Origin of the sequence: Burkholderia sp. BDU5 (assembly GCF_001522845.1) — a bacterium.
GTDB classification, from domain to species: domain Bacteria; phylum Pseudomonadota; class Gammaproteobacteria; order Burkholderiales; family Burkholderiaceae; genus Burkholderia; species Burkholderia mayonis.
Map to the genome: position 1 here is coordinate 104,888 of NZ_LOWC01000033.1, position 16,023 is coordinate 120,910.

3 protein-coding genes and 1 pseudogene are annotated in these 16,023 nt (G+C 71.3%); 2 read left to right on the forward strand and 2 right to left on the reverse strand.

The features are described 5' to 3' along the window. Positions 1 to 5: 5 nt before the first annotated feature. Positions 6 to 9,833 carry a non-ribosomal peptide synthetase gene (locus WS69_RS07130; RefSeq protein ID WP_059470093.1) on the reverse strand — a complete coding sequence of 3,276 codons (9,828 nt, stop codon included), beginning with the start codon at positions 9,831 to 9,833 and terminating at the stop codon, positions 6 to 8. A 332-nt stretch (positions 9,834 to 10,165) separates the two neighbouring features. Here WS69_RS07130 and WS69_RS07135 point away from each other — a divergent pair, with 332 nt between their 5' ends. Further along, positions 10,166 to 11,911 (forward strand): cyclic peptide export ABC transporter, encoded by a 1,746-nt coding sequence (locus tag WS69_RS07135; protein ID WP_059470094.1) that lies wholly within the window; start codon positions 10,166 to 10,168, stop codon positions 11,909 to 11,911. 349 nt (positions 11,912 to 12,260) lie between these two features. Here the strand turns inward: WS69_RS07135 and WS69_RS07140 are convergent. Then, a pseudogene (locus tag WS69_RS07140) lies at positions 12,261 to 12,737 on the reverse strand (2,4-dienoyl-CoA reductase); the annotation flags it as partial. An 871-nt stretch (positions 12,738 to 13,608) separates the two neighbouring features. Between WS69_RS07140 and WS69_RS07145 the strand changes: the two are divergent. After that, positions 13,609 to 15,900, forward strand: coding sequence for a putative bifunctional diguanylate cyclase/phosphodiesterase (locus WS69_RS07145; RefSeq protein WP_226382823.1), 2,292 nt, complete (start codon positions 13,609 to 13,611; stop codon positions 15,898 to 15,900). The last annotated feature ends 123 nt before the right edge of the window (positions 15,901 to 16,023 follow it).

The following is a 16,023-nucleotide window of genomic DNA, read 5'->3' on the forward strand; positions in this document are numbered from 1 at the left end:
GCTCCTTACTGGGCTTCGAGCTCGCCGAGCAGCGCGTCGATCGCGCTCGCGGCGTCGTGGTCGCGGCCGGCGTCGTGTGCGCGGTCGATCGCCGCCGCGCAGCGCGCGAGCGTGCGCTCGTCGAAAATCGTGCGCAGCGGCAGCGTCAGCGCCCACTGCAGGTTCGCCTGCGCGTTCGCTTGCGCGGCGAGCAGCGAATGGCCGCCGAGCATGAAGAAATCGTCGTCGCGGCCGATTTCCGGCAGCTTCAGCACGCGCTGCCAGATCGCCGCGAGCGCGCGCTCGGTGTCGGTGCGCGGCGTGTCGATGACCCGCTCGTCGAACACGGGCGCGGGCAGTGCGCGGCGATCGCACTTGCCGTTCGGCGTGACGGGCAGCGCGTCGAGCGCGACGAGCTGCGCGGGCACCATGTATGCGGGCAGTTGCGCGCGCAGCCGTTCGATCTGCGCGGCGCCGTCGAACTCGGCGGCCGCCGCGCAGGCGACGTAGCCGACGAGCCGCTCGTCGCGCACGATCACGACGGCGTCATGGACGCCTTCGGCCGCGCGCAGCAGCGCCTCGATCTCGCCCAGCTCGATCCGCTGGCCGCGCAGCTTCACCTGCGTGTCGATCCGGCCGAGATAGTCGAGCGCACCGTCCGCGCGCCGTCGCGCGAGGTCGCCCGTCCGGTAGAGCCGCGCGCCCGCCGCGAACGGGTCGGGCACGAAGCGCTCGGCCGTCAGCGCCGCGCGGCCGACGTAGCCGCGCGCGAGCCCCGCGCCGCCCAGGTACAGCTCGCCCGTCGCGCCGGCCGGCACCGGATGCAGCGCCGCGTCGAGCACGTGCAGTTGCACGTTCGCGATCGGATGGCCGATCGGCACGGCGGCGCCGGCCGCGTCGCCGGCCGTGCAGGTCCAGTGCGACACGTCGATCGCCGCTTCGGTCGGCCCGTACAGGTTGTGGAGCGTCGCGTTCGGCAGCAGCGCGGCGACGCGCGCAACGAGCTCGGGCGCGAGCGCCTCGCCGCTCGCGACGATCGTTTTCACGCTCGCGCAGCGCGCGGCGGCGCCGAAATCGTCCAGATACGCGACGAACGCGGCAAGCATCGACGGCACGAAATGCAGCGTCGTCACGCGATGCGCTTCGATCGCGGCGACGAGCCGCGCCGGATCGCGATGGTCGCCGGGCGCCGCGATCGCGAGCTTCGCGCCGACGGAAAGCGGCCACACGAACTCCCACACGGACACGTCGAAGCCGAACGGCGTCTTGTGCAGCACGACATCGTCGGGCGTCAGGCGATACGCGTGCTGCATCCACGCGATCCGGTTCGCGAGCGCGCCGTGCGTGTTGCCCGCGCCCTTCGGCTTGCCGGTCGAGCCCGACGTGTAGATCAGGTACGCGAGCTGGTCGGGTGCCACGGCAGCGGCGGCAGCGGTGTCGGCCGTCGCGGCGGGGAGCGCCGCCGGCGCGCGCTCGATCAACTCGTCGACAGTGACGACGACCGCGTCGGCGCCCGCGAGCGCCGCGTCGACGTGCGCACGCAGATGCGCTTGCGTGATCACGACGGGCGGCTTCGCGTCGCCGAGCAGATACGCGATCCGCTCGGCCGGATAGTCCGGATCGACGGGCAGATACGCAGCGCCCGCCTTCATCGCGCCGACGAGCGCGACGACCATGTCGAACGAGCGCTCGACGCACAGCGCGACGACCGAGTCGGGCCGCACGCCGGACGCGGCGAGCGCCGCCGCGACGCGGCCGGCCTTGTCGTCGAGCTCGGCGTAGCGCATCCGCTCGATCGCGCCGTTGCCGCTTGGGTCGGCGAATTCGAGCGCGATCGCGTCGGGCCGCGCGCGCGCGGCCGCCTCGAATTGCGCGAAAAGCGGCGCGCGCTGCGCGTCGGGCCAGCTCGCACCGGTCGCGTTGCAGCGTGCGATCAACGCGAGATCGTCTGTACCGGCGCACGAGATCGCGCCGAGCGGCGCATCCGGATTCGCGCTCAGACCGTCGATGCACGCGGCGAACGCGCGGTGCAGCGCTTCGACGCGCGCCTGTCCGATCCGCGCGGGATCGTAGCCGTAGTCGATCGACAGCGTCTCGCCCGCTTCGATCACGAGCGTCACCGCGAAATCGGTCGCCTCGATGTTGCGCAGGTCGCGCTTTTGCAGCGCGCGCGGATCGCGCCCCTGCCACGCTTCGTCAACCGGATAGTTTTCGAACACGACGAGCGTGTCGAAGAGCGCGCCGCCCGCGCCCGCCCATTGCTGGATCTCGTAGAGCGGCGTGTGCGCGTGCTCGAGCGCCGCCGCGTTGTCGCGTTGCAGGCTCGCGAGCCAGTCGCGCGCGGCGAGGCGGGGCTCGGGTGCGGTGATCACCGGCAGCGTGTTGATGAAGAGGCCGAGCACCGTGTCGACGTCGGGCAGCGCGTCCGGGCGCCCGGCGACCGTCGCGCCGAACGCGACAGCCGCATGGTGCGTCGTGCGCTGCAGCGCGAGCGCCCATGCGCCCTGCACGATCGTGTTGACGGTCACCTTGAGCCGGCGCGCGACGTCGGCAATGCGCGCGGTGTCGGCGGCGGACAGCGCGGCGCGCCAGTTCGCGCGGCCGGCCGTCTCGTGCGCGGCTGCGCCGTTGCCGGACGCGTCGTTCGCGCCGCGCTCGCGTTCGGCGACGTGCGTCGGCTCGTCGAGCCGCGCGAGCCGATCGAGCCAGAACGCGCGGTCGGCGTCGGCGTCGCGCCGCGTGAGCCATGCGATGAAATCGCGATAGCGCGTGCGCGCCGGTGCGGCGAACGGATTCGCGCGCGGCGGCTCGATGTAGTCGCGCAGCACGTCCGCGAAGAGGCGCGCAGTGCTCCAGCCGTCGAGCAGCAAGTGATGGCGGGTCCAGACGAGACGCCATGCGGTCTCGCCCGTCCGGATCAGCGTCACGCGCATCAGCGGCGGCGTCGCGAGATCGAAGCCGCGCGCGCGGTCGTCGGCGAGCCACGCATCGAGCGCCGCTTCGAGGTGCGCAGCGTCCGGATGCGCGCCGCGCCAGTCGATGGTCTCGACCGGCATCCGCGCATGACGATGGACGACCTGCATCGGCGCCGCTTCGTGCGCGGCGAAGCCGGTGCGCAGGATGTCGTGGCGCGGGACGGCTGCATCGAACGCGGCGCGCAGCCGCTCGACGTCCGGATCGACGAGCGTCGCGACGAGCTGGTTCACGTACGTCGCCCGCTCCGGCGCGAACAGCGAATGGAACAGGATGCCCTGCTGCATCGGCGACAGCGGATAGATGTCGTCGATCGCGCGCGCATCGAACGGCAACCGATCGAGCGCCGCCTGCGTGAGTCCGGCTGCGCGCGCGAGCGGATAGTCGCCCGGCGTGGCGCCCGCGCCGCGCTCGGCGATGCGCGTCGCGCATGCCGCCGCGAGCGCGCGCAGCGCGGCGTCGAATTGCGCGGCGAGCGCGTCGATCGTCGCGCGGTCGAACTGCGTCGCGCCGTACACCCAGTGCACTTTCAGCGCGCGGCCGTCGTTCGCGTCGACGTACGCGTGGATCGCGAGCGCGTTGCCGATCGGACCCGCCGGGTCGCGCTCGCGGCCCGCGCCGCCGAAGCGCGGCACGAGCGCGGCGTCGCGCGGCGCGTCGAACTGGCCGAGGTAGTTGAAGGTCACGCGCGGACGCGTGACCGCGGCGAGCGCGGCGCGCGTCGCGTCGTCGCCGTAATGGCGCAGCACGCCGAAGCCGAGCCCCTTGTTCGGCACCGCGCGCAGCGCGTCCTTCACGCCGGCGAGCGTCGCGGCGGGCGTCGCCTCGACCGCGAACGCGACCGGATAGTGGCTCGTCAGCCAGCCGAGCGTGCGGCTCGCGTCGATGTCGTCGAACAGCGCCTCGCGGCCGTGCCCTTCGAGCTCGATCCGGCACGACGCCGCGCCCGCATGACGGCCGAGCGCGGCGACGAGCGCCGCGATCAGCAGTTCGACCGCGTGGGTCCGGTACGCGGCGTTCGCGTCGGTCAGCACGTCGCGCGTGAGCGCCGCATCGAGCGTCTGGATCACGACGTCGGCGTCGGCGTTGGTCGCCGGGGCGTCCGGATGGTCGAGCCGCAGGTCGTCGTGCGGCGCGGCGAGCGTCGCCCAGTACGGCAGCTCGGCGGCGAACGGCCCGGCCGGATCGCGGGCCGCGCGTGCGAGCCGGGCCGCCCATTCGGGCGCGCTCGCGCCCGTCGGCCCGAGCCGCACCGCGCGGCGCTCGCACGCGGCGCGGTACGCGGAATCGAGATCGTCGAGCAGCACGCGCCACGACACGCCGTCGACGATCACGTGATGGATCGCCAGATACAGCTTCGTCGCGCCCGCCGCTGTCCCATTCGGCAGCGCCGCCGCGAACGCGCACGCGAGCGGGCCGCGCGTCACGTCGAGCGTGCTTTGCAGCGCGTCGAACTGTGCGAGCGCGTCCGCTGCGTCGCGCGCGGCGGCGGCCGCGAGCGGCAGCGCGTCGAATGCGCGCGGCGCGTCGGCGAGCCGCCACGCGCCGTTCGCGCCCGTCGGCGCGAAGCGCTGGCGGAACACCGGATGATGCGTCAGCCACGCGTCGAACGCGCGCGCGAACGCGTCGAAGTCGAACACGCCGGCGACGTCGAGCTCGATCGACTGGTTCCAGTGGCCGCGGCGCGGGATGTCGAGGTCGAAGAACCGAAGCTGCGCGGGCGTGAGCCACGTTTCGTCCGATCGCGCGGCGGACGACGGCTGCGCGGCGGCGGCGCTCGCGTTGGCCGCCGCGCCGTCCTTCGGCGCGACGGCTTCGATCGCAACCGCGACGCGCGCGAGTTCGGCGATCGTCGGGCCATCGAACAATTGCTTCGGCGTGAACTTGACGCCGCGCTTGCGCGAGCGCGCGATCACCTGCAGCACGAGGATCGAATCGCCGCCGAGCTCGAAGAAGTTGTCGTGGCGGCCGGCGCGCGGCGCTTTCAGCACGTCGCGCCAGACGGTCGCGAGCGTCTCTTCGATCGGGCCTTGCGGCGCGTCCTCGCCGGCGGCCGGCGCGTTTGCGGGCGTCGCCGCGAGCGCGCGCAGCGCCGCGCGGTCGAGCTTGCCGTTCGCGGTCACGGGCAGCCCGTCGAGCACGACGAGCGCGGCGGGCACCATGTAATCGGGCAGGCGCGCGGCGAGCGCGTCGCGCAGCGCATCGCCCGAAAGACGCGCGCCGGCTTCGGGCGTCGCGAACGCGACGAGGCGCAGCCGGGCGTCCTGCTCGACCGCGAGCGTCTCGGCTTGCGCGACGCCGGACAGCGCGCGCAGCGCGGCGCTCACCTCGCCCGGCTCGACACGATAGCCGCGGATCTTCACCTGATCGTCGAGACGCCCGAGGAAGTCCAACCGGCCGTCCGCGCGCAGCCGCACGCGGTCGCCCGTCCGGTAGACGCGCGCGCCCGCTTCGTGCGGATGCGGGACGAAGCGCTCGGCGGTCGCGCCCGCGCGGCCCAGATAGCCGCGCGCGACGCCGGGGCCGCCGAGATACAGCTCGCCGATCGCGCCGACGGGCACGCTCGCGCCTTGCGCGTCGAGCACGCACGCGTGCGCGTTCGGCAGCGGCCGGCCGAGCGGCACGCCGCCTGCGCCGGCCGCCGCCGCGCGCAGGTTTGCCTGAGCGGGCGCGGACGTGTCGCAGACGAGCGCGCCGACGGTCGCTTCGGTCGGCCCGTAGTGATTGATCACGCGGCAGCCGGGCTTGAGCGCGGCGATCCGCTCGACGAGCGCCCACGGCAGCGCCTCGCCGCCCGTCACCAGCGCGTGCGCGGGCAGCACGTCGGCCGCGCGCTGCGCGTCGAGCAGCGCGTGCAGGTGGCTCGGCACGATCTTCAGCACGCCGACGTCGCGCGTCGCCATCTCGTGCGCGAAGCCGTCCGGATCGAAGGCCGCGTGCGCGGGCAACAGATGCAGCGTGCGGCCCGAGCACAGCGCGCCGAACAGCGTCGTATGCCCGAGGTCGGCCGCGACCGTCGACACCATCGCCATCGATGCGTCCGGCGCGAACGCGAGCTCGCCGAGCATCCCGGAGACGTAGTCGGCGAGCGCCCGATGCGAGACGACGACGCCCTTCGGCGCCCCCGTCGAGCCGGACGTGAAGATCAGATACGCGGCCTGTTCGGGCAACGGCGGCACGCGCGGCGCAGCGGCGTTCGCGAGCGACGCGTCGTGCGCGCACGCATCGACGTCCTGCACGGCGACGCCGTCGAAATCGCCGAGCGCGCCGAGATCGCCCGCCACGAGCATCCGGCGCGCGCCGCACGCGGCGAGCGCGGTCGCGATCCGCTCGCGCGGCGACGCCGGATCGAGCGGCACCGCGACCGCGCCCGACTTCAGCACGCCGACGAACGCGAGCGCGAAGCGCACCGAGCGCTCGATGCAGATCGCGACGGGCGTCTCCGCGCGCACGCCGCCACGGCGCAGCGCGAGCGCGACGCGGTTCGACGCGTCGTCGAGCTCGGCGAACGTGAGCTGCGCGTCCGCGTCCGCGAGCGCGATCCGGTGCGGATGCTCGGCCGCTTCGCGCGCGAACAGCGCGAGGACGTCAGACTCGGTCGCGAGCGGCCGGCCGGCGAGCAGCGCGCGCGGCGCGCCGCCCTCCGCGACCGCCAGCTCGGCGATCGCGCGATGCGGATGGCGCACCGCGTCTTCGACGAGCGCCGCGAAGCTGTCGAGCCACGCTTGCGCGGTCGCTTCGTCGAGCCCGTCGAGCACATATGCGGCGACGAATTCGATGCCGCGCGGGTCGTCGGTGAAATCGAGCGCGAAATCGAAGCGCGCGGCCGGATCGAGCCCCGGCGCCATCCGCACCGACGCGCCCGGCAGCGACGCGGACAATTCGAGATCGAACTGCTGGGCGAACTTGACGCGCAGCCACTCGTCGCCGCGGCGCACGGGCGGCTTCACCGCGTCGACCACCTTGTCGAACGGCACGTCCTGATGCGCGAACGCGCCGAACGCGGCGTCGCGCACCGAGGCGACGAGCGATTCGAACGACTGCGCGGGCGACACGTGCGCGCGCAGCGCGAGCGTGTTGAGGAACAGGCCGACGAGCGGCGCGGTCTCCGGACGCGCGCGCTGCGCGATCGGCGCGGCGACGGCGAGGTCGCGCTCGCCCGTCAGGCGAAACAGCCACGCGTCGAACGCGGCGAGCAGCACGGTGAACGGCGACGCGTGCAGCCGGCGCGCGGCATCGCGCACCGCCCGAGACACGGCGGACGAAAGACGCCGCGCGAGCCGGCCGCCGCGATAGTCGCGCTCGGTCGCGCGCGGCCGGTCGAGCGGCAGCGCGAGCGGCGCGGGCGCGTCGGCGAGCGCGGCGCGCCAGTAGGCGAGCTGGCGCGCGGTTTCGCTCGCATCGAGCGCGTCGCGCTGCCATTGCGCGTAATCGGCGTACTGGATCGGCAGCGCCGGCAGCACGGGCTCGCGGCCTTCGGCGAACGCCGCGTACGCGGTCGTCAGCTCGTCGAACGCGCAGCGCGAGCTCCAGCCGTCGCTGACCGCGTGGTGCGTCGTCAACAGGAAGCGCTGCGCGCCGTCGGCGAGCGTCACGAGCAGCGCGCGCACGAGCGGGCCGTCGGACAGATCGAACGGCGCGCCCGCGTGGCGCTCGGTCAATTCGGCCAGGCGCGCGGCGCGCGACGAATCGAACTCGCCGCGCAGATCGACGGCCGCGATCCGCACCGGCAGTGTCGCATGGATCCGCTGCACGACGATTCCGTCGTCGTTCTCGACGAGCGTCGTGCGCCACGCCTCGTGACGCGCGATCAGCGCATCGAGCGCGCGCTGCAGCGTGTCGAGGTCGAGCCCGCCGTCGACGTCCCAATGGAACGACACGTGATAGGCAGCGCCCGCATCCTGCGTGCGCGCGAGCACCCAGAAGCGCTGCTGCGCGAACGACGCGGGACGCTCGACGGCGCCGGCCGCGTTGTCCGCATCGGCGCGCGCCGTCGGCGCGGCGGCCACGACCGGCCGATCCGCTTCCGGCTGCGCGCCGTCGATCCGCGCGGCGAGCTCGGCAAGCGGCGCGTCGTCGAAAATCGCATCGAGCCGCAGATCGACGCGCCATTCGAGCCGGATCGCGGCCTGCAACTGCATGGCCGCGAGCGAATCGCCGCCGCGCACGAAGAAGCGGTCGACGCGGCCGATCGGCGCCCGATCGTTCAGCAGGCGCTGCCACAGCGCGGCGACGCGGCGCTCCGTGTCGGTGCGCGGCGCGTCGAAATCGGCGGCGGCCTCGACGGGCTGCGCCGCGACCGCGTTGCGCAGCGCGGCGCGGTCGAGCTTGCCGTTCAGCGTGTAAGGCAGCTTGTCGAAACGCACGAACCGATGCGGCAGCCATGCGGCCGGCAGATGCGCGGCGACGTGGGCGCGCAGCGCATCGTCATCCGGCTGTCGTTCGAACGCAGGATGGCCGGCGAGCGTCTCGGTTCGCAGCGCGGCGAGCGCGACGCACGCGATCAACTGCGTGCGCCCGCCCGCCGTCTCGGCGAGCACGCCCGCGTCGCGCACGCCGGGATGCGTGAGCAGGCACGCGGCGATCTCGCCCGGCTCGACGCGCACGCCGCGCACCTGGACCTGATCGTCGATCCGGCCCAGATAGTCGAACGAGCCGTCGGCGCGCTCGCGCGCGAGGTCCCCCGTCCGGTAGATCCGCGCGCCGGGCTCGCCCGTCGGGTCCGGCGCGAAGCGCTCGGCGGTCAGCGCCGGGCGGCCGTGATAGCCGCGCGCGAGACACGCGCCGCCGAGCAGCAGTTCGCCTGCGTCACCGTGCGCGATCGATCCGTCCGCCCGCTCGACGCGCGCGGCGCGCCAGCCGATCGGCCAGCCGATCGGCAGCGACGCGTAGCCGTTGCCGTCGTCGAGCGCGGGCGTCGTGCCCGGATCGACCGGCCAGAGCATCGGCGAGATCACGGTCTCGGTCGGCCCGTAGCCGTTGACGAGGCGGATCGAAGGAAACACGCGGCGGATCTCGTCGAACGCGTCCTGCGACATCGCCTCGCCGCCGAACAGCAGCACGCGCAGCGACGGCGGCACGCCTTCGCGCGCGCACACCGCCGCGAACTCGCGCAGGTACGCGGGCGGCAGCGTCGTGTTCGTCACGCGCTCGCGCGCGATCAGCGCGTGCGCGGCGTCGGGCGGGAACGGCGGCGGATCGCTGACGACGACGCTGCCGCCGACCGCGAGCGGCACGAGCCACGCCTCGATCGCGACGTCGAAATTCACCGACGCGAAATGCAGCACGCGATCGTCGGGCCCGATCGGCAGCGATTCCGCGAGCGCGTCGCCGTGCGCGGCGAGCGGACCGTGCTCGACGACGACCGCCTTCGGCGTGCCCGTCGAGCCGGACGTATAGATCATGTAGGCGGCCGCGCGCGGATGCACCGCGTCGCCCGCCTCGTCGCCGTGCACGCGCGGCGCGGCCGGGTCCGGCTGCGCGACGCTCGCGACGTCGAGGCACTGCGCGAAGCGCGCGCGCATCGCGGCGTCGGCCGACGCGTCGACGATCCCGTGCGCGAGCCCCGCGTCCTGCGCGACCCAGTCGAGCCGCGCGGCCGGATGGCGCGGATCGAGCGCGACGAACACGCCGCCCGCCTTCATCACCGCGAGGAGCGCGACGAACAGGTCGCACGAGCGTGCGACGCACACGCCGACCCGCACTTCCGCCGTCACGCCCACTGCGCGCAGTTGCGCGGCGAGGCGCGCCGCGCGGTCGTCGAGTTCGCCGCGCGACAGGCGCACGGTGTCGGGCGTGAACGACGCAAGCGCGGGCGCGTCGGGATCACGCCGCGCGAGCGCGTGGATTCGTTGATGCAGCGCAATCGGAAAGCTCGTCATAGGGCGTGAAGTCCGTTGGATCCGGCCGCTTGGGCCGATTCGTTCATGTCGCCGGCCGCGAAAGGAAAGGGCCGCTTCAACAGTGAGACGAATCACGCGTGAAATTTTTTACCGCGCTGTTTACCCGGCGCGGCGGCGGGCGTGTGGCCGGCGCGCGCCGTGACGGCTGGGCAGGCGCGCCCGGACGCCATCGACGCCTGCCAAAGCGAACGCCGCGGGTAAAGATTCCGCCCGCCCGTTCGTCTAGCAGGCAGAGGGCGCGCACGCGCCTCGCCGTCCGCTTCGCCGCGTCGAAGCGCCGTCCCGATCTTCATTCGACTCGTAACCTGCCGATGACCGCTGCCACCGGGCGCCTCGACGCCCCGCCCCCGACCGATTCCGGACCCACCGCGAAGTACGCGCGGCGCCTGATCCTCGCGCTCCTGAAGCGCTCACGCGGCGCGTTCGCGATCGCGCTCGCCGCATGCGTGCTGAACGGGGCGTCGAGCGTGCTGCTCGTCGCGACGTTGAGCCGGGCGCTGTCGCAGCCTGGGGCGGCCGACGCCACGCTCGCGTGGCGCTTCGGGCTGTGCGCGGTGATCGCGCTCGTGACCCGGATCGTCACCGGCGTGCTGTTCGCCCGCCTGTCGCAGGACACGATGGCGCAACTGCGCGAGCACGTCGCGCGGCGCGTCGCGGCGGCCGAGCTGCAGGACGTCGAACGGATCGGCGCGGCGCCCGTCCAGTCGGTGCTGACCGACGACGCGACCAACGTGTCGATGCTGTTCTTCGCGCTGCCGAACCTCGTGATGCACGGCTCGATCGTGTTCGGCTGCCTGGGCTATCTCGCGTGGCTGTCATGGCCCGTGTGCCTGCTCGCGGTCGCGGCGATCCTCGTCGGCTCGCTCGGCTACCACGCGGGCGACAAGCGCGCGATCGCCTGGCTCGAGGACGCCGGTCGCTCGCAGGACAAGCTGTTCGGCTACCTCGGCGCGCTTTTTTCGGGCGCGAAGGAGCTGAAGCTGCATCAGGCGCGCTCGCGCCAGTTCGTCGACGGCCAGTTGGGCGCCGCGATCGCCGAAGTGCGCGACCATCGCCGCCGCGCGTTCAGCGCGTACGCGATCGGCGTCGGCTGGATCGTGTTCCTGTTCTACGTGTTCCTCGGCGTCGCGGCGTTCTGGCCCGCGCTCGGCGTGCGCGGCGACGGCCCCGCCGCATCCGGCTACGTGGTCGTGTTCCTGTTCATGCTGCTGCCGCTCGACGGCCTCCTGAACAACGTGCCGACGCTGAACGCGGCGCGCGTGTCGCTCGAGCGGATCGAGAAGCTGATGGCGCAGTTCGGCGCGCTGCGCACGGCGCCGCCGCCCGACGAGCGCGCATCGCACGTGCCGTTCGACACGCTCGCGCTGCGCGGCGTCACGCATTCGTACTTCCACGAGCGCGACGAGCGGATGTTTCGCGTCGGCCCGATCGACCTGACGCTGAAGCCGGGCGAGCTCGTGTTCATCGTCGGCGGCAACGGCAGCGGCAAGACGACGCTCGCGAAGGTGCTGACGGGCCTCTACGAGCCCGAGAGCGGCGCGATCGAGCTCGACGGCAAGCCGATCGGCCTCGCCGAGCGCGCCGCGTACCGCGAGCGCTTTTCGGCGGTGTTCAACGACTTCCACCTGTTCGACGCGCTGCTCGGCATCGTCGATCCGAGCGACGCGGCGCGCGCGCAGGCCGACGCGCGCGCGAACGCGCTCGTCGCGAAGCTCTCGCTCGATCACAAGGTGCAGGTCGTCGACGGCGCGTTCTCGACGCGCGCGCTGTCGACGGGGCAGCGCAAGCGGCTTGCGCTCGTCGTCGCGTATCTCGAGGATCGGCCGCTGTATCTGTTCGACGAGTGGGCGGCGGATCAGGACCCGGCGTTCAAGGCGGTGTTCTACGAGCAACTGCTGCCGGAGCTGCGCGCGCGCGGCAAGACGGCGATCGTGATCAGCCACGACGACCGGTACTTCCCGATCGCGGATCGGGTGCTCAAGCTCGATAACGGGAAGATCGTCAGCGAGACCTGCGGGGCCGAGCGGGCTGTGTTGGCGAATGGGACGGCGGGCTGATTCGGAACGGAATCGTCGTGCGCGGGGCGGTCATGGACGGCCCCGCGGTCGCGTCCGCGCGGACGTGTCGCTCGTTCGAGCGGGAGCGCGCGCACGCATTGCCGCTCGAGGGCTTTCTCTTCGCGATCTCGCGGGCATGCGTCTTCCCGACAATCAAGGCGAGACGCGGAATTGCGCCCGACCGACGTCAGCCCGCAGCGCTCTCGCAATCTGCCGCCTGGCGCCGAGATAGCGACGCATGCTGTTTGGGTCCGGCGTCGCCTGGGTAGTCGCGGAGCGGATTCAAATACCATCGTTCTGCTGACGCCGCAGCCGCTTGACCACCGAAAACGGCACGACGCCCATGACGTTAACGGGGCGTTCTGCGGACCACCCATCGGCGGTAACGCCGTGTCTGGCATGCGGCGGCGAGTTGCTGAAACACCAGGGCCTTGAGCGGCGAGACGTCCGGATCGACCGCACGTCCCTCGCTGAGCCGCTTGAGCTGAAACTTGAGGACCGCCATATTGGCCAGCGAGCCCAGCGCCTTGTTCTTCCAGGCAATCGGACGCAGCGTCGGCGCGTTGTCCTTGCCGTCCTGCCAGTCGCGCGGCAGGTTCGGATCGATCGATAGCGCCATTGCGATGCCAACCATCGCGATGCCGCTGTCGATCACCGCCTCGGCCACCGCGCGGCGGCGAATGCCGCCCGTGACCATCAAGGGCATGCGCGCAACCGCCACGATATCGCGCGCGCATTCAAGGAAGTACGCTTCGCGCGCAAGCGTGCGGCCGTCGCGGGCTTGTCCCTGCATGGCCGGAACCTCATAGCTTCCCCTGGAACGCTCCGTCGGATGACGGCACGGTCAACTGCGTGGCCCATGTCACCGCGCAAACAGTCAGGATGACTGCGCGAATCCGAGTGGCTGAAACGGGGCGGCCGCGGAGTGATCGCGTCGTGCGGATGTCGGCCGAAGTCCGGAACCCAGAACCCAGAACCCAGAACCCAGAACCCGGAACCCGGAACCCGGAACCCGGAACCCGGGGCCGGATCGTGGACATTCGAGCGTCGATCGTGCCCCGGCTGCGGACCGTCAAGCGCCGATCGTCCACGCGATCGCCCCACAACCTGACTACACCACGTCGGATCCTCAATTCGCCGCCGGGCGCGAGAACCGTTCTCGACGACCGAAGTTTGTCAGAGGGATATGCGCGACTATACTTTTATCGTCTGACGAGATTGGCCCGATCTATGGTCGCAACCTGACCACGACGCATGCGCAACTCGACGCATGAGGCGACCCGGCAAGCCGACGTCGACACCTTGAACCCCAAGTCGCCGCCAGCGCGGAGCAACCTGAAAACGTCCAACCCGTACAGAGCAATCGAATGTCTGCGGCCTGATCCGTCGCCGCGAAGTCTGCGAGCGACCTCGTGCAGCCGGTTGGTTCGGTACGGCTGCGATCACGATGGGCGAGATCGATGCGCCCCCTTCATGTGTTCGGCGCCCGTTTTTTTCCGGCGACGCGCCCAAGGGTCGGTTCGTAGCAGCGCCAACCGATAGCGGGATCAGGCTTGCGGGGAGAACCTGGCATGCGCTTTCAATCGAGGCTTCATCACGAACAGGGCGGATCCGGGCCTTCCGCCGAACCGCACTGGCCGCCGAGGGGGACACGGCCCGCCAGACGCGCGGCGACTGCCTCGGCCGGCGCGTGGCATTTGTCCAGGAACCACCACGGGGCCGCTGAAAGGCATCGCGCGAACGAACAGATCGCGACGGTCAATCGCCGCGTGCTGGTGATCGACGGCGATGATGCGACTCACCAGGATTTCCGCAAGATTCTCGTGGGCAAAGCAACCGTGCGGGCCACCACCCAGCCGCCCTTTTCCGGCGAGGCTCCAGCCGCTCGCGAAGCGTTTCAGGTCGATTCCGCGTATCAGGGCCAGGAAGCGCTCGAACGGGTCGTGCGCGCGCTGGCGAAAAACAAACCCTATGCGATGGCCTTTATCGACATGCATATGCGGCCCGGCCGGGACAGCCTTCGGACCATCGAACGACTCTGGCAAGTGGACCCGCAGTTGCAATTCGCGCTGTGCAGCTCGCAGTCCGATTACCCGCGAGGGACGTTGACGAGGCGCCTCGGCGCAGACCACCGCGTGCTCATCCTCAAGAAGCCGTTGGACAACATCGAGATCCGCCAGGCGGCGTGCGTGCTGACCACGAAGTGGCAGACGACCCAGGAAGCGGCCTTCAAGACGAGCGGCCTGGAAGAGGCTGTCGAGGAAAGAGCCAAAGCGCTTGCCGAAGCCGACATCTTCGTCCGGAACAGTCCGGTCATCCTTTACCGTCTGCGTGGCGAGCCTTCGTTTCCGCTCGTCTACATATCGCATGACATCACCCGATTCGGCCACGACCGCGCTGCGTTGCTGGCCTCGCCGGCGTGGGCCCACGAGCTCGTCGATCCGGACGATCAGGCCAAGATCGACGCGGCGCTCGCGCGCATCATGGAAAAGGACGTCGATGGCGTTTCGATCGAGATCCGCCTGCGCACCGGCGACGGCGCTTGCCGTTGTGTCGAGAATCGCTACGTGCCGGTCCGCGACGAGAGTGGACGGCTGATCGAGGTCGAAGGGATCATCATCGACATCACCGAGCGCAAGGCAGCGGAGGAAAAGATCGCGCAGCTCGCTCGCACCGACGCGCTCACGGGTTTGGCGAATCGGGCCAGCTTCGTCGCGCGGCTGTGGCAGGCTTTTGCCGCAGCCCAGCATGGCGGCACGGCGTTTGCGATCTTCCTCGTCGATCTCGACCGCTTCCAGCAGGTCAACGACAGACTGGGCTACCCGATCGGCGACCTGCTGCTCCGAGAGGCGGCAGAGCGTCTCGGGAACTGCATGCGCGCGAGCGACCTGGTTGCCCGGCTGGGCGGCGACACGTTTGCCGTGCTGCAAGGCGAGATGGACGAGCCGGCGAACGCCGGGGTGCTGGCGGCGAAACTTCAGACGGCGCTGGCATCTCCCTACCGGCTCGACGGCAACGATGTGCGTATCACGGCGAGCATTGGCGTTCGTCCATACGTCCAGGGCGACGAGGGGGCGGAGGCCATGCTGGCGCAGGCCGAATTAGCGCTCCTCCGCGCGCGGCACATGGGCGGCGGCCGGCATCGCTTTCATTCCGACGGGCTCGATCGGGCGGTGCTCGAACGTGTCGCACTCGCCGAAGACTTGAGGGGAGCGCTTGATCGCGGCGAGTTGGAGCTTCAGTACCAGCCCGAGATCGAGTTGTCCTCCGGAAATATTTTGGGAATGGAAGGCTTGGTTCGCTGGCATCATCCGGCGCGGGGCCTCGTTTCCCCCGGTGTTTTCATTCCGATCGCCGAGCGGAACGGCACCATGGCGGCGCTCGGACACTGGGTGCTGGACCAGGCGTGCCGCCAAATGAGCGCATGGCGCGACGAGGGGGTGGCCCCGCTGATGATCGCGATCAATCTGTCCCTGTTCGAGCTCAAGAGCGCTCGTGCGTTCGTGCGCGATGTCGCTGAAACCGCCGCGAAGTGGCGTCTCGCGCCCTCCGATCTGGAGTTCGACGTGACCGAGACGACGCTCGCCAGGCTCGCGTGGGCGCAGTCCGACGTGCTCGCGCGGCTACATGAACTCGGCGCGAAGATCGCCATCGACGATTTTGGCAGCGAGTTCGCGTCATTCGACTACGTCAACGCATATCGCGTGAACCATCTCAAGATCGCGCAATCCCTGGTCCGGCGGTCCACCATCGATCCCGAAAGTGCGGCGACGATCCGCGCCATCGTCACCTTGGCGCGCGATATCGGGATCGGGGTCATCGCCCAGGGTGTGGAAACCGAGCAGCAGCGCGCATTGCTGGCTGCAACGAATCGGGCGACGAACGCGCAAGGCTTCCGTTTCAGCGAGGCGGTGGGGGCCGCTCGAGCCAGCGAGCTGCTGCGCCAAGGGCACATCGCGCCATGCGCGGGGGCCTGTTCGGAGGAGTAGGCGTTCAATCTCGATCGTCGCGGCGGCCAGTTCCGCCCGGCCTATCGCGCTGCCGACTCGTTTCGGTATGCGGTGGATGTCGAACCCGATGAGCTCGGCCGGGACGAAGGGATGATTGGCCGC

What these genes read in the sequence shown, in the direction of transcription:
- WS69_RS07130 (WP_059470093.1), bottom strand. Translation starts at nt 9,833, where the DNA reads ATGACGAGCTTTCCGATTGCGCTGCATCAACGAATCCACGCGCTCGCG.
- WS69_RS07135 (WP_059470094.1), top strand. Translation starts at nt 10,166, where the DNA reads ATGACCGCTGCCACCGGGCGCCTCGACGCCCCGCCCCCGACCGATTCC.